This is a genomic window from Nocardioides pymetrozini (genome assembly GCF_046058985.1).
Taxonomy (GTDB): domain Bacteria; phylum Actinomycetota; class Actinomycetes; order Propionibacteriales; family Nocardioidaceae; genus Nocardioides.
The window spans coordinates 1,083,793-1,100,622 of sequence record NZ_CP175556.1 but is presented as its reverse complement, the minus strand read 5'-3'; the positions used below and the strand labels follow the sequence as shown (position 1 = coordinate 1,100,622).

The 16,830-nt window shown below is 72.4% G+C and carries 17 protein-coding genes; 11 read left to right on the top strand and 6 right to left on the bottom strand.

What is annotated here, in order from left to right; all coding sequences use genetic code 11:
* The first annotated feature begins 46 nt into the window (after nt 1–46).
* Together ACJ5H2_RS05285 and ACJ5H2_RS05280 are read left to right on the top strand one after the other, a co-directional pair.
* Complete coding sequence (locus ACJ5H2_RS05285) at nt 47–1,312, top strand: cytochrome P450 (RefSeq protein WP_408898524.1); 1,266 nt, start codon at nt 47–49, stop codon at nt 1,310–1,312.
* A 232-nt stretch (nt 1,313–1,544) separates the two neighbouring features.
* Complete coding sequence (locus ACJ5H2_RS05280) at nt 1,545–1,952, top strand: hypothetical protein (protein ID WP_408898523.1); 408 nt, start codon at nt 1,545–1,547, stop codon at nt 1,950–1,952.
* 262 nt (nt 1,953–2,214) lie between these two features.
* On the opposite strand, the gene ACJ5H2_RS05275 is transcribed toward ACJ5H2_RS05280, so the two are convergent.
* From ACJ5H2_RS05275 to ACJ5H2_RS05260, 4 genes are read right to left on the bottom strand one after another with little or no spacing between them, the layout of a single operon-like run.
* Entirely contained in the window at nt 2,215–3,243 is a 1,029-nt protein-coding gene (locus ACJ5H2_RS05275; RefSeq protein WP_408898522.1) for a Rieske 2Fe-2S domain-containing protein, read from the bottom strand.
* Nucleotides 3,244–3,256: 13 nt separating this feature from the next.
* Complete coding sequence (locus tag ACJ5H2_RS05270) at nt 3,257–4,222, bottom strand: PDR/VanB family oxidoreductase (protein WP_408898521.1); 966 nt, start codon at nt 4,220–4,222, stop codon at nt 3,257–3,259.
* A gap of 28 nt (nt 4,223–4,250) precedes the next feature.
* A complete protein-coding gene (locus ACJ5H2_RS05265; protein WP_408898520.1) occupies nt 4,251–5,603 on the bottom strand; it encodes a glutamine synthetase family protein in 1,353 nt (450 codons plus the stop codon).
* Nucleotides 5,604–5,636: 33 nt separating this feature from the next.
* A complete protein-coding gene (locus tag ACJ5H2_RS05260) occupies nt 5,637–7,097 on the bottom strand; it encodes an APC family permease (RefSeq protein ID WP_408898519.1) in 1,461 nt (486 codons plus the stop codon).
* Between the two features lie 196 nt (nt 7,098–7,293).
* On the opposite strand from ACJ5H2_RS05260, the gene ACJ5H2_RS05255 reads away from it, so the two are divergent.
* Complete coding sequence (locus ACJ5H2_RS05255) at nt 7,294–7,800, top strand: MarR family winged helix-turn-helix transcriptional regulator (RefSeq protein WP_408898518.1); 507 nt, start codon at nt 7,294–7,296, stop codon at nt 7,798–7,800.
* Between the two features lie 13 nt (nt 7,801–7,813).
* Here the strand turns inward: ACJ5H2_RS05255 and ACJ5H2_RS05250 are convergent, their stop codons facing one another.
* On the bottom strand, nt 7,814–8,539 hold the full coding sequence (locus tag ACJ5H2_RS05250; protein WP_408898517.1) for a gamma-glutamyl-gamma-aminobutyrate hydrolase family protein: 726 nt from the start codon (nt 8,537–8,539) through the stop codon (nt 7,814–7,816).
* A 240-nt stretch (nt 8,540–8,779) separates the two neighbouring features.
* Between ACJ5H2_RS05250 and ACJ5H2_RS05245 the strand changes: the two genes are divergently transcribed.
* From ACJ5H2_RS05245 to ACJ5H2_RS05225, 5 genes are all read left to right on the top strand, one after another.
* The gene (locus ACJ5H2_RS05245) at nt 8,780–9,862 is read left to right on the top strand and encodes a response regulator transcription factor (protein ID WP_408898516.1); all 1,083 of its coding nucleotides are present in this window, start codon (nt 8,780–8,782) and stop codon (nt 9,860–9,862) included.
* A gap of 121 nt (nt 9,863–9,983) precedes the next feature.
* Nucleotides 9,984–11,117 carry a class II histone deacetylase gene (locus ACJ5H2_RS05240; protein WP_408898515.1) on the top strand — a complete coding sequence of 378 codons (1,134 nt, stop codon included), beginning with the start codon at nt 9,984–9,986 and terminating at the stop codon, nt 11,115–11,117.
* Nucleotides 11,118–11,143: 26 nt separating this feature from the next.
* Entirely contained in the window at nt 11,144–12,166 is a 1,023-nt protein-coding gene (locus ACJ5H2_RS05235) for a sugar ABC transporter substrate-binding protein (RefSeq protein ID WP_408898514.1), read from the top strand.
* Nucleotides 12,167–12,171: 5 nt separating this feature from the next.
* Nucleotides 12,172–13,677: a sugar ABC transporter ATP-binding protein gene (locus ACJ5H2_RS05230; protein ID WP_408898513.1), complete on the top strand. Its 1,506-nt coding sequence runs from the start codon at nt 12,172–12,174 to the stop codon at nt 13,675–13,677.
* Nucleotides 13,674–14,702, top strand: a complete 1,029-nt coding sequence (locus tag ACJ5H2_RS05225; protein WP_408898512.1) for an ABC transporter permease — start codon at nt 13,674–13,676, stop codon at nt 14,700–14,702. Before ACJ5H2_RS05230 ends, ACJ5H2_RS05225 begins: the two co-directional genes overlap by 4 nt.
* Here the strand turns inward: ACJ5H2_RS05225 and ACJ5H2_RS05220 are convergent.
* Nucleotides 14,594–14,950: a hypothetical protein gene (locus ACJ5H2_RS05220; RefSeq protein WP_408898511.1), complete on the bottom strand. Its 357-nt coding sequence runs from the start codon at nt 14,948–14,950 to the stop codon at nt 14,594–14,596. The two genes, ACJ5H2_RS05225 and ACJ5H2_RS05220, sit on opposite strands and share 109 nt — an antisense overlap.
* A 173-nt stretch (nt 14,951–15,123) precedes the next feature.
* Here ACJ5H2_RS05220 and ACJ5H2_RS05215 point away from each other — a divergent pair, with 173 nt between their 5' ends.
* The 3 genes from ACJ5H2_RS05215 to ACJ5H2_RS05205 are packed head-to-tail and all read left to right on the top strand — an operon-like array spanning nt 15,124 to nt 16,760.
* Nucleotides 15,124–15,831 carry a helix-turn-helix transcriptional regulator gene (locus ACJ5H2_RS05215; RefSeq protein ID WP_408898510.1) on the top strand — a complete coding sequence of 236 codons (708 nt, stop codon included), beginning with the start codon at nt 15,124–15,126 and terminating at the stop codon, nt 15,829–15,831.
* Nucleotides 15,832–15,844: 13 nt separating this feature from the next.
* Complete coding sequence (locus tag ACJ5H2_RS05210; protein ID WP_408899588.1) at nt 15,845–16,603, top strand: class I SAM-dependent methyltransferase; 759 nt, start codon at nt 15,845–15,847, stop codon at nt 16,601–16,603.
* Nucleotides 16,593–16,760 (top strand): hypothetical protein, encoded by a 168-nt coding sequence (locus ACJ5H2_RS05205; RefSeq protein WP_408898509.1) that lies wholly within the window; start codon nt 16,593–16,595, stop codon nt 16,758–16,760. Before ACJ5H2_RS05210 ends, ACJ5H2_RS05205 begins: the two co-directional genes overlap by 11 nt.
* Nucleotides 16,761–16,830: the final 70 nt, after the last annotated feature.

Sequence of the window (16,830 nt, the reverse complement as noted above, 5' to 3'; positions counted from 1 at the left end):
TTGTTCGGATCCGAACGATTGCCCTGGACTGGATGGAGACACGCCCGTGGAGAAGCCGCCGTACGTCCCGCTGGACGAGGTCGACCTCGTCGACCTCGACCGCTTCACCGGCCCCCAGGCGTGGGGCATGCTCGACACCCTGCGCCGGGAGTCACCGGTCCACTTCCAGCGCGAGACCGACGGTGGGAGCGGCTTCTGGGCCGTGACCCGGCACGCCGACATCTGCGAGGTGGACAAGGACCCGGAGACGTTCACGTCGACGAACTTCGTGAACCTCGAGGAGGTCGACGACGACCTGCAGGAGGCCCGTCGGTCCATGCTGGAGACGGACGGCACGCGACACCGGGCCCTGCGGAAGCTGATCGCTCGCGAGTTCAGCCGTCCCAACCTCATGCGCAACTACGAGGACTTCCTGCGCGACCTCACCAAGCAGACGATCGACGCCGCGCTGCAGAAGTCGGAGTTCGACTTCGTGAAGGAGATCAGCGCGGACTTCCCGATCCAGGTGCTCGCGCGCCTGCTCGACGTACCTCAGGAGCGGACGGGGCAGCTCATCGACTGGGGCAACGAGATCATCGGCTTCTCCGACCCGGAGTACGCGAAGGTCCTCATCTCCGACGCGGAGAGCGAGCGCTACAAGCACCTGCCCTTCCGCTCCCCCGTGTCCCAGGAGGTCTTCGACTACGGCCGCCAGCTCGCCGCCGAGCGCAAGGGCGGCTCCGGCAGCGACCTGGTCAGCATGCTGGTCAACAAGATCCCCGAGGACGGCCAGGCGCTGTCGGCCTCCGAGTTCGACAGCTACTTCCTGCTGCTCGTCGTGGCCGGCAACGAGACCACTCGCCACACCATCACGCACAGCATGCTCGCGCTGCTCGAGCACCCCGAGCAGCTCGCGAAGCTGCAGGCGAACCCGGAGCTGATCCCGGACGCCGTGGAGGAGTTCCTGCGCTGGGCGTCGCCGGTCTACCACTTCCGTCGTACGGCGACCCGCGACGTCGAGCTCGGCGGCCAGCAGATCAAGGAGGGTGACAAGGTCGTCATGTGGTTCGCCTCGGGCAACCGCGACGAGGAGGTCTTCGACGACCCCTACGACTTCGACGTCACCCGCAAGGACATCGACCACGTCACCTTCGGCAAGGGCAGCCCGCACCTGTGCCTGGGCAACAACCTGGCCCGCATGGAGATCCGGCTCATGTTCGAGGAGCTGATCCCCCGCCTGAAGACCATCGAGCTCAACGGCGAGGTCCGCCGGGTCCGCAGCAACTTCGTCAACGGCATCAAGACCCTCCCCGTCCGCGTCACCACCCACTGACCACGCCCCGCGAGGTGTGCCTCATGGGGGCGCGAGGTGTGAGTTGTGGGGCCTCGAGGTGTGCCTCGTGGGGTCGCCCAGCCTTCGGGACGCAACACAAGACCCAGCCACGCCTGATCGGGTGGCAGCGACCTCACCGGATTCCTGCGCCCACGTTCATCGGGAATGACGTACGCCGGTGGCTCGTCGATATTCGGAGGCGGCGGCGTGTGCGGCATGCGACTGTCCTGGGGTGAACCACGACGAGCTATGGATCTCGGACATCCCGCGGCACGGCGTCGTACGCACTGTCGTCCGGGAAGGCCCCCACGCCGCTCGGTTCGACGACCTCAACGGCGACGGACGTGAGGTCGAGCTCACCGTCTTCGTCCGCGCGGCGGACGGATGGGTGCCGATCGCAGGTCACGACGACGCCAACTACCCCGACCTCGGCGAATCTGCGATCCGCGGCTGGTCCGACGACTCCGTTTGGGCAGTCGGACGCGCCGATCCGGGTTCGGAGATCACGGTGGAGGTCGATGACCAGTCGCACATGTTCCGGGCTGACGCCGACGGGTGGTGGCTGGCCGTCGTCGAGGTCGGTGACATCGACAGCCTCGACGTGTGGGACAGCTCCAGGGTGAGGATCAAGTACGCCTGACTTCGACCTGGGCTGCCAGCGAAAGCGGCCGCACGTACGGCGGGATCGGATCTACCTCTTGGCTGGTCCGATCCCTGCCGACACGACTTGACCGGAGTGTGACGCTCCTGAAGAGCGAGCTCGCCTCGGCGACGTCGGTACATGCCCCGCGCGAGGTGTGAGATCTGGGGCCGACCTCACACCGCGCATCCCCACAACTCACACCTCGCGGCCCCACATGGCACACCTCGCGGCCCCACACCTCACACCTCGCGGGGCGGGGTCAGCCTTCGTCGGCGACCAGGCGGCGGAGGATCTTGCGGACCTGGAGGGCGGCGAGGTCGGCGGCGACGTTGACGTCCTCGCCGTAGCCGTCGCGGTCGATGACCTGCTGCATGGTCTCGAGGATCTCGCGGACCTTGAGGTAGTAGGACTCGAAGATCGGGCGGAGGACGTCGGTCGCCGCGGCGCCCGGGGCGAAGTTGCGGCTGACCCGCCACAGGTGGCGCGTACGGCGGTCGTCCACGGGCGTCACGGCGTGGGTGAAGCGGAGGGTCTGGGGTCCGCCCTCGGCGTCCGGCAGCAGCACGTCCCAGCGGTCCGCCCACAGGCCGGGAGCCAGGAACGCCCCCTCCTCGCGTTGCGGGTACGACGCCGACGGGGACGCCCCCGAGACCTTGGCCTGCCACTCGGGCATCGGCGCGGCGGGCCAGTCGCGGTGGAAGTGGACCGTCGTCTCGGTCAGCTCGACCTCGAGTGCGGGCGCGACGCCGGCGAGCACCGGCGGCGAGATCACCGGGTCGACGACGGCCACGTGGGTGATGTCGGCGAAGTTGTCGTGGAGCAGGCGCACGTGGGCCGCGGTCTCCCACTGCCCGCCGAAGGTCTCCCAGGAGAGGTCCGTCAGCCAGGGGGTCGCGACCGGCGGACGCCGGGCGGCCAGCGACGGCTCGCCCAGCCAGACCCAGACCAGCCCGCCTTCCTCGCGCACCGGGTACGACGGGACGCGGGCGCCGTACGGGACCTGCTCCTGGGAGGGGACCCGCACGCACGCGCCGGTGCGGTCGTACGCGAAGCCGGAGTAGCCCGACACGATGGTGTCGCCGTCGACGTGGCCGAGGCTCAGCGGGTAGGGCCGGTGGGCGTCGCGGTCGCGCAGCGCGACCACGCCGCCGTCGGGTCCGGGGACCCGGAACAGCACGACGGGGGTGTCCAGCGCCCGCGTCCCGAAGGGCTCGCCCGCGATCTCGTCCGACGCGGCGAGGGCGTACCAGGCGTTGCGCGGGTAGCCCGTGGTGCCGTGCTCTCTCATCCCTGCGTCTCCCTCACAGGTCCAGCGTCAGCCGGTCGGAGCGGCACCGGGAGACGCAGATCATCATGAACTCGTTGGACTCCTTCTCCTCCTCGTTCAGGACGGAGTCGCGGTGGTCGACGTCCCCGTCGACCACCTCGGTCTCGCAGGTCCCGCACACGCCCTCGAGGCAGGAGCCGACCACGCTGACGCCGGCGGCCTTGCAGACCTCGAAGACCGAACGGTCCGCCGGCACCGTGAGGGTCAGTCCCGAGCGCTGGAGCACCAGCTCGAAGGCGGTGTCCTCGTCCTCGCCCGACGCCGCCCGCGGCGCGAACCGCTCCAGGTGGAGGCTGCCGGCCGGCCACGACGAGCAGCGGGCCTCGACCGCGTCCAGCAGCCCGCTGGGCCCGCACGTGTAGACCAGCGTGTCCGGCTGCGGTACGCCGAGCAGGGCGTCGAGGTCGGGCAGGCCCGCCTCGTCCTGCGGGAGCAGGGTGACCCGGTCGCCGTAGGCCGCCAGCTCGTCGAGGAAGGCCATCGACGCGCGCGAGCGACCGCCGTACACGAGACGCCAGTCGGCTCCCGAGGCCTCCGCCTCGGCGATCATCGGCAGCATCGGGGTGATGCCGATGCCTCCGGCGAGGAAGAGATAGCGCGGCGAGGCGACCATCGGGAAGTGGTTGCGCGGGCCGCGGACCCGCACCGTGGCGCCCTCCCCCAGCTCGGCGTGCACCGCCTTCGAGCCGCCGCGGCTGTCGGGCGTGCGCAGGACGCCGATGCGCCAGCGGTCGGCGTCGGCGGGACTGCCGCACAGCGAGTACTGGCGGACCAGGTCGTCGCCGAGCACGAGGTCGATGTGGGCGCCGGGCGTCCACGGCGGCAGCGCCGAGCCGTCGGCCGCGGCCAGAGTCAGGGTCACCACGTCGGTCGCCGCCTCGACGGCGGAGACGACCCTCAGGTCCGCCTCGAACTCACGGACGATGGGCTGCGTCGTCACGAGATCTCTCCCCCTCTCGCCGGCCACCTCACAGGTGGTAGGCGTACTCCCGGAACTCCCAGTCCGTCACGAACTGGCCGAACCGCTCGAGCTCGTTGCGCTTGTAGGCGACGAAGGTGTCGACGAACGCGGGGCCGAGAATGTCGGCGAGGTCCTTGTCCTCCTCCAGGGCGTCGATCGCGGCGCCGAGGTCGCCGGGCAGCCGGTCGGCCTTCGCGGTGTCGTAGCCGTAGCCCTCGAGCTTGGCGGGCGGGGCGAGCCTGTCGCGGATCCCGAGATAGGCGGCCGCGAGCAGGCCGGCGATCGCGAGATAGGGGTTCGCGGACGCGTCGCCGAGCCGCAGCTCCAGCCGGGAGGCACGGCCCCGCTCGGGCGGGATCCGGACCATGGCGCTGCGGTTGTCGAGCCCCCAGTCGACCAGCCACGGGGCGAGCGTGTCGGGACCGAACCGCTTGTAGGAGTTGACCGTGGGATTGTTGATCGCCGCCAGCGCCGGCGCGTGCGCGAGGACGCCGGCGATCGCGGAGCGGCCGACGTCGGACAGGCCGTCCACGCCGTCCGGGTCGTCGAACAGCGGCCTGCCCTCGGCGTCGAGGGTGCTGAAGTGCAGGTGGAAGCCGGACCCGCCCTCGTCGTTGAACGGCTTGGCCATGAAGGTCGCCATCTTGCCGCGCCGCCGGGCGAGCTCCTGCACGGCCGCCTTGAACCGGAACGCCCGGTCCGCGGCGTCGAGGGCCTCGGAGTGCCAGAGGTTGATCTCGAACTGGCCGCCGGAGAACTCGTGGTTGGCGGCGACGACGTCGAGGCCGTACGCCGCCAGCTCGCGCAGGGACGCGAGCAGGGTGTTCTCCGGGTCGCCCTTGAAGCCGGCGACGTACACGTTGCCGGTGGCGTCGCCGTACCGCCGCCAGCCGTGGGGCGCGGACTCGTCGGGCTCGAGCACGTAGAACTCCAGCTCGGGCCCGACGATGGGGCGCATGCCGAGCTCGGCGAACCGGTCGACGACCCGCTTCAGCACCTGGCGCGGGCTCTCCTCCGACGGCGAGCCGTCGGGGTTGTAGACGTCGCCGATGACGTGGGCGACCCCGGGCTCCCACGGCACGGGTCGCGCCGTGGCGAGGTCGGGGACGACGACGATGTCGGGCAGGCCGGCCGAGAGCCCGCCGGCGATGTCGACGACGTCCCCCATCGGCGAGGTGCCGTAGACCGAGCGGCAGAACGCGACGCCGTCCCCGACGGTGCGGTCGAACCGCTCCGCCAGGATGTCCCGGCCGCGCTCGGTGCCGATCAGGTCGCTGTAGCCCAGCCGGACGACGTCGATGCCGTCCTCGCCGAACTGCCGAGCGGCCTCGCGCAGCGCGTTCTCGTCGATGTGCTCCACGGTGTCTCCGTTCGTCTTTCTCTCAGTGATCCATCATCGGCCGGCGACGGGAGCGCTGGGGAGTCCTTCGTCGAAGCGCTCGAGGTCCGCGTTGAGCCCGTCGTAGACCGCGGGCCGGCTGCGGCGCAGGTACGCCGCCTGGGCGAGGCCGACGGCGAGCGCGAGCACCAGCAGCCAGGGCAGGCTGGTGATGGCCCTCTCCGTCGAGCCGGCGACGACGTCGAAGTGCGTCACGGCCATGACGACGATGAACGACAGGCCGACGAAGCCGATGGCGGGAGCCACGAAGGTGCTCCCGATGCGGGGGTCTGCGCCGCGGCGGAAGTGCACCACGATCGAGAGCGCGGCCAGCGCCTGGAGCACGACGATGGCCAGCGTCCCGAAGCCCAGCATGGCGGGCACCACCTGCAGGATCGGGTCGAGCCCGGCGATCCGGAACGCGGCGGCGACCAGCAGGGCGAAGCCCGCCTGGAGGGTGCCGGCGAGGATCGGCGAGCCCCCGTCGCTGGTGCGCGACAGCGCCTGCGGCAGGACCCGGGCCCGGCCGAGCGAGAAGAGATAGCGCGTCGCGGAGTTGTGGAAGGCGAGCATCGCGGCGAAGAGGCTGACGAGGAGCAGCGCCATCATCACCTTCATCATCGGCTCCCCGAGGTACTCGGCGCCGAGGCTGAACACGAGGTCGCCGCCCTCGAGGTGGTCGATGCTCGCCTGCTGTGCGCGGGCGACGCCCGTGGCGCTGACCACCGCCCACGTGGTGACGGCCAGGAGCAGGCCGATGATGGTGATGGCCAGGTAGGTCGCCCGGGGGATCGTCCGCAGGGGGTTGCGCGCCTCCTCGCTGAACAGCGAGGTCGCCTCGAAGCCGAGGAAGCCCGTGGCCGCGAGGAGGAGGCCGATCGACAGCGAGCCCGAGGTGATCGCGTCGCCGGAGAAGGCGGAGAGGTCGTAGCCCTCCTGGAAGAGCACGGCGACGTCGAAGACGACCAGGATGGCGGTCTCCAGGACGAGGGAGACGCCCAGCACCTTGGAGCTGAAGTCGATGCCCCTCACCGCCATCAGGTAGGCCACGACCATCGAGGCGCCGCCCCACACGAACCAGTCGAGGTGGATGCCGAAGAGGAAGTCGATGAGCACCATCATGAAGAAGCCGCTGGTGCCGATGGTCCCGACGACGAAGAAGTTGTAGCCCAGCGTGGCGACATACCCGGCGGCGAGGCCTGCCGGTCGTCCGAGCCCCTTGACCACGAAGGCGTAGAACCCGCCCGCGTTGACGAGCTGGCTCGACATCTTGCCGTAGCCGATCGCGAAGAGGAGGAGGATCACGGCCACCGCGAGGAACGAGAACGGCGCGCCGCCGCCGTTGCCGAACGCGATGGCGAGTGCGGCCACCACGACCATGCCGGTCAGTGGCGCTACGGCCGCGAGCACCAGGAAGACGATCGCCCCGACGCCGAGCGCATTCCTGCGGAGAGTGGTGTTGACGGTGTCCGGCATCGGGACTCCTTCGCTGTCGCGCGCGGCCGGGGCCGGCGGTCACCGGCACTCTGTCGCCGGATCGTTCGGATCCGTACGATAACCACACTGTGACCCAGGGCACCATCCCTTCGGTCCAGCTTTTCGGAAAAATGTTTGTTTCCGAACGATCTCGGCTGCGCCGATCGCCGGCGAGCCGCGCGGCTACGCTGACCGCATGCCGGACCGCCACACGCTCGAGGAGACCGAGCGCGCCATGAAGGACCACGTGGGCGAGCTCCCCCTGGACTTCGCCGCAGCGAACGCCCTGTCCAACCTGTTCCGCGCGGCCAACGCCGTGCGCAGCGAGCTGACCAACCGGGTGCTGCGCCAGCACGACATGACCTGGACCGGCTTCGTGGTGCTCTGGGTCGTCTGGATCTGGGACGGCATGGAGACCCGACACGTCGCCGAGTCGGCGGACATCTCGAAGGCCACCCTGACCGGCGTCGTGAAGACCCTCGAGGGCCGCGGCCTGATCGCTCGCGAGGGCGACGAGCAGGACCGGCGCCTGGTCCGGCTGCGCCTCACCCCCGACGGGGTCCGGCTGATGGAGCAGCTCTACCCGGAGTTCAACGCCGTGGAGTCGGAGATCATCAGCCAGCTCTCCGAGCGCAAGGTCAGCGCCTTCACCAAGACCCTGCGCGACGTGGTCAACGCCGTGGAGGGCAACGACGAGGCGTAGACCGGGCCGCCCCTCACGCCCGGGAGCAGGCCCGCAGGCGCGCCTGCTCCACCAGCGCCCCGAAGAGGCCGGCCTGTGCCGAGTCCGTCGCCGCCGTGTCCTCCGGATGCCACTGGACGCCGAGATACCAGCCCCGGGCGCCGTCGAGCTCGACCGCCTCGACGACCCCGTCGGCGGCGTGCGCGACGGCGCGGAGGCCGCGCCCGGGGCGCCCGATGCCCTGGTGGTGGTAGCACGAGATGGTCGGCGTCGTGCCGACGATCCCGGCCAGGACCGAGTCCGGCGCGACGGCGATCTCCTGGACGACGTGACGGTGGGTGCGCTCGCCCAGGTCCTGGACCAGGTCCCCGCCGAGGGCGACGTTGACGACCTGGTTGCCCCGACAGATGGCGAGCAGCGGCAGGCCGACACCGAGCGCGTGGCGGGCCACCGCGAGGTCGAAGGCGTCCTGCTCCTCGTCGACGTCGTACTCGGTCGCGTGCGCCCGCTGCCCCGCCCACCGCGCGGCCAGGTCGCCACCGCCGGGCAGCAGCACGCCGTCGGCGTACCAGAGGCGGGCGGCGACCTCCGTCGCGTCGACCTCCGCACCGGGCGCGACCGGGTGCACCGCGAGCGGCTCTCCGCCGGCGGCGTACACCGCGTGCGCCAGGGCGCGGGCGGTGACGTCCGCGGCATAGCGCAGGGCCGACGCGGACGCCGAGAAGCGCGCGGGGATCGCGATCAGCGGCCGGCGGGTCACGGCGCCACCATCGACGTCGCGCCGTCCGCCCGGACAGCGGTCATGAGAGCCCCCTCGACGAGCCGGCGACCAAGATCGTTTTGATCCAAACGATTTCATTCGCATCCGAACGTACGGCCTCTGCGGCCACCTTCGCAAGACGGTGAGCGGAAAATCCCAGGATCCGCCACGGCTCTTGTCGCGGCCGTCGCCGGTCCCTACGGTGAGTGACCTCAACCCTGTCCGCCCGCTGGGGGAAGCATGCACGCAGCCGACCGGGTGAGCACCCGGCACCCCGTCTCGGACCGCCTGATCGACCTCCTCGGCGACCTGGCCTCTCTCGACGCGCCCGACGAGGCCGCGACCGCGGCGCCACAGCTGTTGGAGCGCCTGGCCGAGGACGGCGGCGCCGCCGCCTGCCAGCTCGACACCGCGCTGACCCATGCCGACGACCTGCAGGCCCCCGCCTTCCAGACCGTCGCCAGCGTCGGCTACTCCCCCGAGGTCTCCAGCCATCTCCGCGCCGAGCTGGCCCCCTCGCCGCACGGGCGCCGGGTCCTCGCCGCCACCGGCGGGCTGCGCATCGACGAGGACGACCCGTTCCACTTCCGCGGCTCCGATCACTACCGCGAGGTCCTCCACCCCGCCGGCTACGACGACGGCATCTCGATCGCGCTGCGCGACCCGGGCGCGCGCCTGGTCGGCCTGCTGCACCTGTCGGCGCGGAGCACCCGCGACTTCGCGCCCGAGCTCGTCGGCGCCCTGGCGCCGCTGGGCCGCGCCTTCGCGCGCCTGACCACGGTCGCCACCTGCTCCTCGCCCGATGTCACCCTCCCGCCCGAGTACGCCGCCGTACGGCTCGACGCCGCAGGGCGGGCGACGCCGGTCGTCGGGCGGGCTCCGCTGCACGCCGCCCTCGACACGGAGCTGCTGGGCATCGTCCGCTCGATCCTCGGCTCGGGCACCAGGTTCGCCACCTTCCTGCACCAGCAGGCCGGGCGGCTGGTGGAGGTCCGCGTGCACTGCCCGTCCGGGCGTGCCGCGACCCATCAACCGTGCACGGTCGCGACCCGTCCCGCGGCGTCCACGCTCGGCCTGACCCTGCGCCAGCTCGAGGTGCTCACCGCGGTCGCGACCGGGGCGGGCAACCGCGAGATCGCCGACGAGCTCTGCCTCACCCAACGCACGGTCGCGGCCCACGTCGAGGCCATCCTCGCCCGGCTGGACACCCCGTCGCGGGCCGGCGCCGCCGCGAAGGCGACCGCCGCCGGAGTCCTGCTCCCCTCGGCCGACCCGGAGTCGGTGCGCTCCCTCGCCCGCGTCCTCGGCCGGCCGGTCACCTGAGCGTCAGCGGAGCCGGATCGGCGCCAAGACTGGCAGATCTGCCCATGACCCAGGTCACATCGCGGTCCCACGATGGCGGGACCGCGCCGGAACCACCGGCGCCACACCCCCGGGAGGCGCGATGGCGACCGGCTACCTGTACCACGAGCTCTTCGGCTGGCACGACACCGGAACCAACGCGGGCCTGTTCCCCGCCGACCACCGCGCCGGCATCCAGCCGCTCCAGCATTTCGAGAACGCCGAGACCAAGCGACGCATCCACGAGCTGGTCGTCGTCTCGGGGGTCATCGACCGGCTGACCCGGCTCGCGCCCCGCAAGGCCACCGACGAGGAGATCCTCGCAGTCCACACCGAGGAGCACCTCGCGCGGATCAAGGCCGGCAGCGAGGCACCCAAGGGCGGGGACTCCGGCGACGGTCTCAGCCCCTTCGGGCCCGGCGGGATCGAGATCGGGCGGCTCGCCGCGGGCGGCATGATCGAGGCGACGGCGGCGGTCGTCGAGGGCAGGGTCGACAACGCCTACGCGCTGATCCGCCCGCCCGGCCACCACGCCGAGCCCGAGACCGGCATGGGCTTCTGCATGTTCGGCAACCTCGCCATCGCGGCGCGCGCCGTGCGCCGTACCCACGGCGTCGAGCGGATCGCGGTCCTCGACTGGGACGTCCACCACGGCAACGGCACCCAGAAGGCCTTCTACGACGACCCCGACACGCTGACCATCTCGCTGCACCAGGACCGCGTCTTCCCGCCCGACTCCGGCGACGTCACCGAGCGCGGCACCGGCGCCGGCCACGGGTACGCCGTCAACGTGCCGCTCCCCCCGGGGACCGGGGCGGGCGGCTACCTCTCCGCGTTCGACCGCGTGGTGACGCCCGCCATCGACCGCTTCCGGCCGGACCTGATCCTGGTCGCGAGCGGCTTCGACGCCAACGCGGCAGACCCGCTCGCCCGGCAGGCGCTGACCAGCGGCACCTACCGCCAGATGACCGAGCGCCTGCTCGACCTCGCCGCCCGGCACTGCGAGGGCCGCCTCGCGATGAGCCACGAGGGCGGCTACAACCCGGTGTACGTCCCCTTCTGCGGCCTCGCCGTCATCGAGGCGCTGGCCGGCGTGACCGACCCACTGCCCGACCCCTACGAGCCGATCTTCGCGGGGATGGCCGGCCTGGAGCTGCAGCCGCACCAGACGGCGGTGATCGACCAGGTCGTGCCCCTCCTCGACGACATCCAGGCCGGCGTCCCCGCCGCGTCGTGACCCCTCCACCCGAACGGAGCAGCACCATGAGCACCACCGCGAAGCACCCCCTCGACCGGCGGACCTTCCTCTCCTGGACCGGCGGCATCGGGGCCGCCGTCCTCGCCTCGGCCTGCACGGCCCCCGCCACCACGAAGTCCTCCGGCGACCGGGTCGCCGGGTCCAGCAAGGACGTCGACACCGTCGCCTGGGACTACCCCTTCACCTTCCTGCCGGTCTACGCAGGGGTCGCCCGCTTCGCCAAGGCGCGGGCGAAGGAGCGGGGCGTCTCCCTCGAGCAGACCAACGACAACGGCAAGCCGGACGTGCAGGCCACGAACCTCGACACGCTGATCGCCAAGAAGGTGCCCGCGATCGTTTCCTTCCCCATGGTCTTCGAGGCGCTCGAGGCCCAGGCCGCGCGGGCCCTGTCCGCGGGCATCATCTGGGTGACCTACGGCGGCACCCTGGAGAACCAGAGCGCGTCGATCACGTTCAGCTTCGAGGAGGGCGGGCGCCAGCTCGGCGCCGATGCGGCGGCCTGGGCCCAGGAGCAGCTCGGCGGCCGCGGCAAGGTCGCCTTCCTCGTCGACGACACCATCCAGCTCGGCCGCGAGCGGACGGCGGGCATGATCGAGGCGTTCACCCAGGCCGCACCCGACATGGAGGTCGTCGGCCGTGAGCAGGCGATCGACCCGGACACCGCGCTCTCCAAGACCAAGGCGATCCTCGCCAAGCACCCGGACGTCCAGGTGGTCCTCGGCATCACCGACGGCGCCGCCTTCGGCGCCTACAAGGCGCTCGTGGAGTCGGGTCGCGCGGAGGACGACGCGCGGACCTACGTCGGCGGGCAGGACGGCGACCTCGGCTCGCTCGAGCTGATCCGGAGGGGCACCTTCTACCGCGCCTCCGCGGCCCTGCAGCTGCGCGACATCGGCAACGCGGTGATCGACGTACCGCTCGCCGTCGCGGACGGCAAGAGCGACGCCGAGGCCAGCGCCGACGTGCCGATCACCCTGGTCAAGCAGGGTGACGCGCTGCTCGACGAGATCATCGCGCAGTACGGCTGAGCGCGGTGACACTGCAGATCACCGGGCTGCGCAAGTCGTTCGGCGGCGTGCACGCCCTGCGCGGCGTGGACCTGACCATCGCCTCGGGCGAGGTGCATGCCCTCCTGGGCCACAACGGGGCCGGGAAGTCGACGCTGATCAAGGCGCTCGGCGGCGCGTTCAGCCCGGACGGCGGGACGATCGAGGTCGCGGGCCGCAGCTACGCCGGGCTCTCCCCGCGCCAGTCCATCGACGCGGGGATCGCGATCATCTACCAGCACCTCAGCCTGGTCGACTCGCTGTCGGTGGTCGACAACATCTTCCTCGGCCAGGAGCACCGGCGGCGCGGCGTCGTCGACCGCGCGGGCCAGCGCGCGGCCGCACGGGCCCTGCTGGACCGCCTCGGCGCCACCTGTGCGGTCGACCGCCGGGTCGGCGAGCTCCCGATGGGCCAGCGCCAGCTCGTGGAGATCGCCAAGGCTCTCAGCCGGGACCCCGTCGCGCTGATCCTGGACGAGCCGACGGCCGCCCTGTCGTCGCACGAGATCGGCGCCCTGGAGCGGACCGTCGGCGCGCTCCAGGAGCAGGGCCTCGCGATCTGCTACGTCACGCACCTGCTCGGCGAGGTCGAGCGGCTGGCCGACCGGATGACGGTCCTGCGCGACGGCCGGGTGCACGTGAGCACCTCGCTGCACGGCAAGTCCCGACGCGACATCATCGAGGCGATCGCCGAGCCGCCGGCGGACCTCCCACCGCGCGGCCCGGTCCATCCGGCCGATCCCCCGCAGCTGCAGGTGCGCGGGCTCACCGGGGCGGGCGTCGGTCCGGTCGACCTGGACGTCCGGCCGGGCGAGATCGTCGGCCTCTACGGCCTGATCGGTTCCGGCCGCACGCGCACCCTGGAGATGCTGTTCGGCCGCCGGGCCCGGCAGGGATCCGTCACCGTGGGCGGGCGGCGTCTCACCCGTGCCGCGCCCCGCGCCTCCCTCGCGGCCGGTCTCGCTCTCGTGCCGGGCGACCGGGCCGGCCAGGGGCTGTTCGGCTCGCTCTCGGCCCTCGACAACGCACTCCTGCCCGCCCAGGGCGCCCTCGCCCGCCTCGGGGTACGCCGGCGCGGAGCGGAGCGGCGCGCGTTCAGCGCCCTCGCGGCCTCTCTGTCCGTCCATCCGAGCACGCCCGAGGCGCCCGCACGCGCCTTCTCCGGCGGCAACCAGCAGAAGCTGCTGCTCGGCCGGTGGGTGAACGGCCTGCTGCCGACCACGGTGCTCCTGCTCGACGAGCCCACGCAGGGCGTCGACGTCCGGGCGCGCCACGAGATCTACCAGGTCGTGCGCGCCATCGCGAGCGAGCGTCGTACGGCGGTCCTCTTCGCGTCCACGGACCCCGAGGAGGTCGTCGCGCTCGCCGACCGCGCGCTGGTCATGCAGGACGGCCGGGTCGTGAGCGAGCTCGCCGGCGACGCGCTCGACGAGGACGCCCTGCTGCGCGCGGTCCACCAGTCCGACTCCGACCTCCAGGAGCACCTGTCATGAACGCATCCGCCCACCCACGCCAGCTCGCACGCTATCCGCTCATCCCGGTCATCGTCCTGATGGCCGTGGGCTTCGAGCTCGCGACCGGCAGCTTCGTCGGCAGCCAGAACCTGCTGGGCATCGCCACCGACAGCGCCACCCTCGCGATCGTCGCGGTCCCGTCCGCGCTGCTGGTCATCAGCGGCTATCTCGACCTGTCGGTCGGCTCGACGTACGCGCTCGGCGCGGTCGCCGCCGGCTGGCTCGCCTCCGAGCACGGCGGCAGCCTGCTGACCTGCGTGCTGCTCTCCCTCGTCGCGGGCCTCGCGGTCGGCGCCGTCAACGGCTTCCTGTGCTGCGTGGTCGGGCTCTCGCCGTTCATCGTCACGCTCGGCACCCTCACGGCGGTGCGCGGCCTCGCCCAGCAGTTCGCGCCGCTGCCGCTCACCAGCTTCGGCGACTCCTTCGCCTGGCTCGGCGGGGCCGAGGTCGCCGGGCTCCCCTCCCCGGTCGCGATCGCGCTGCTGGTCGTCCTCGTCGCCGGCGCCGTGCTCGCGCTCACCCCCGTGGGCCGCCACATCTACGCGATCGGCGTCTCCCGCGAGGCGGCCTACCTGTCGGGTGTCCGGGTGCGCACCGTGCCGTTCGCGCTCTTCCTCGCGACCGGCGCTTGCGCTGCGCTCGCCGGCGCGATCAAGGCCTCGGTGCTCGGCGCCGTGCAGTCCGGTACGGCGGGCACCGGCTTCGAGCTCGCCGTGCTCACCGCCGTCCTGGTCGGCGGCGTCGCCCTGACCGGTGGCTCGGGCACCCTGTTCGGCGTCGTGCTCGGCGTGGCCTTCCTCGGCATCCTGCAGAACGGGCTGACCCTGGTCGGCGTGCCGACCTTCTGGCAGCAGGTCGCCCAGGGCCTCGCGCTCGTCGTCGCCGCCGGGCTGGCCTATCTCGCGCCGCGGCTGGAGGCGCTGTCCGCCGTCCGGCCCCAGGCGAGCAGGGTCAGCGCGAGCGCTGCCGAGAGCAGCCCGGCGTCGCGCAGCGCGATGTCGTAGTACTCCCCCGTGCTCACGAGGTCGACGATGATGCCGGCCAGCCAGAGGGCGACCAGCGGGCCGCCGTAGCGCGGGGCGAAGGCGACGACGAGGCCCGCGACGACCTCGACCACCCCCACGGCGTACATCGCCTGGTCGGCACTGCCCGGCACCAGGTCGTCGACCCACGGGGCGAGGTAGACGTCCCAGTCGACGAGGACGTCGGCGAACTTGTCGAGGCCGAAGACGATCGGCGCGACGGTGAACACGGAGCGGAGCAGCAGGAACGCTCCGTCCGGACCGGTGAGGCCGCTGCGGCCGGTCGTCGTGAGGGGGCGTGGTCGGTGGTCATGGCGACCCCTTTCTCTAAAATTGAAGTTCCTTCTATTTAGACTCCTCCGACCCCTCTTGTGTCAAGTGGAGTCTGTTTTAGACTCGCCCCGTGGACGTCGACGGCCTGGGCTCCGGCGCCGCCGCGATCGGGGCGCTCGCCGACCCGACCCGGCGCGCGCTCTACGAGTACGTCGCCCGGCAGCCCGACGCGGTCGGACGCGACGCCACGGCCGCGGCCCTGGGCATCGCCAAGCACACGGTGAGCTTCCACCTCGACCGCCTCGCCGAGCAGGGGCTCCTCGAGGTCGAGTTCCGCCGGCTGAGCGGGCGCAGCGGGCCGGGCGCGGGGCGCCCGAGCAAGCTCTACCGGCGCTCGCCGCGCGAGTTCGCGGTCACCCTGCCGCCCCGGCGCTACGACCTGGTCGGCGACATCCTCGCCGGCGCCGTGGGCCGGGCCGGCGCGGGAGCGGACCTCGACGCCGCGCTCGCGGAGTCCGCCCACGCCGAGGGCCGCTCCGTGGCCGAGGAGGCGGCCGGCGTACCGTCGCCCGCCGGGCTGCCCGAGCTCGCGACGGTGCTGGCCGGGCAGGGCTACGAGCCGTCCGTCAGTCCCGACGCCGTGGCCCTGGAGAACTGTCCCTTCGACGCACTCGCCCAGAAGCACACCGCCCTGGTCTGCGGCCTCAACCGGTCCTTCGTGCAAGGCGTCGCCGACGGGCTCGGGTGCGCCGGGGTCACGGCCCGCCTCGAGCCCGACCCGGGACGCTGCTGCGTGACGGTCCGGACCGATGGACAAGCCGCCGGTCGCGGAGAATGATCGCGGCGTGGCCATGTTCGAGGTGGCGGACGCCTATGTCAGCTTCATGGGGAGGTTCTCCACTCCCCTCGCGCCGCTGTTCGCGGACCTCGGGCTGGCCGGCATCGCCCCGTCCTCGCCGGTCCTCGACGTGGGCTGCGGCCCGGGGATGCTGACCTCCGAGCTGGTACGACGCCAGGGCGCCTCGCTCGTCGCCGCCGTGGATCCCGTCGCCACCTTCGTGTCGGCCGCCGCTGCGGCCCACCCGGGGGCCGACGTCCGCCAGGCCGCGGCGGAGGACCTCCCGTTCCCCGACGAGGCCTTCGGCGCGACCCTGGCCCAGCTGGTCGTGCACTTCATGTCCGATCCCGCGGCCGGGCTGGCCGAGATGCGGCGGGTGACCCGTCCCGGCGGCCGGGTCAGCGCCTGCGTGTGGGACCACGGCGGCGGCAGCGGCGCCCTGTCGGACTTCTGGCGGGCGGTCCTGGCGGTCGACCCCTCGGTGACCGACGAGACCGGCCTTCCCGGCTCGCACGCGGGCGACCTCACCCGGCTGCTCTCCGCCGCCGGTCTCCGCGAGGTCTCCGAGGTCCCGTTGACGGTCGCCGTCGACTTCGCGTCCTTCGACGCGTGGTGGGAGCCGTACACGCTCGGCGTCGGCACCGCCGGCGTCGCCTTCGCCGCCCTCGACGCGGACCAGCAGGAGCGCGTGGTCGCGCTGCTCCGGGCCGAGCTCGGCGCCGGCCCGTTCACGGTCACCGCCACCGCCTGGGCGGCGTCCGGTGTCCGCTGAGGCCGGCGCCGCCCTCGACCGCTGGATCGCCTCCGGCGGCCACTGGGAGGTGGTCGGCGAGCGGGACGGCCTGGCGACCGTGGCCCTGATGACCTGCGACGGCGGGGAGGAGATGGACCGGGTCGTCGTACCGGTCGGCGCGCTGCCGACCTGCTGATGCCCGGCGCCCGATCGAGGTTTTCCTGCGCCTCAGCAGGACGTGTGGGAGGCTGCGGACCATCCGAAGC

Coding starts and splice junctions, on each gene's coding strand:
- ACJ5H2_RS05225 (WP_408898512.1), top strand. CDS start 13,674: ATGAACGCATCCGCCCACCCACGCCAGCTCGCACGCTATCCGCTCATC.
- ACJ5H2_RS05245 (WP_408898516.1), top strand. CDS start 8,780: ATGCACGCAGCCGACCGGGTGAGCACCCGGCACCCCGTCTCGGACCGC.
- ACJ5H2_RS05260 (WP_408898519.1), bottom strand. CDS start 7,097: ATGCCGGACACCGTCAACACCACTCTCCGCAGGAATGCGCTCGGCGTC.
- ACJ5H2_RS05235 (WP_408898514.1), top strand. CDS start 11,144: ATGAGCACCACCGCGAAGCACCCCCTCGACCGGCGGACCTTCCTCTCC.
- ACJ5H2_RS05210 (WP_408899588.1), top strand. CDS start 15,845: ATGTTCGAGGTGGCGGACGCCTATGTCAGCTTCATGGGGAGGTTCTCC.
- ACJ5H2_RS05240 (WP_408898515.1), top strand. CDS start 9,984: ATGGCGACCGGCTACCTGTACCACGAGCTCTTCGGCTGGCACGACACC.
- ACJ5H2_RS05275 (WP_408898522.1), bottom strand. CDS start 3,243: ATGAGAGAGCACGGCACCACGGGCTACCCGCGCAACGCCTGGTACGCC.
- ACJ5H2_RS05255 (WP_408898518.1), top strand. CDS start 7,294: ATGCCGGACCGCCACACGCTCGAGGAGACCGAGCGCGCCATGAAGGAC.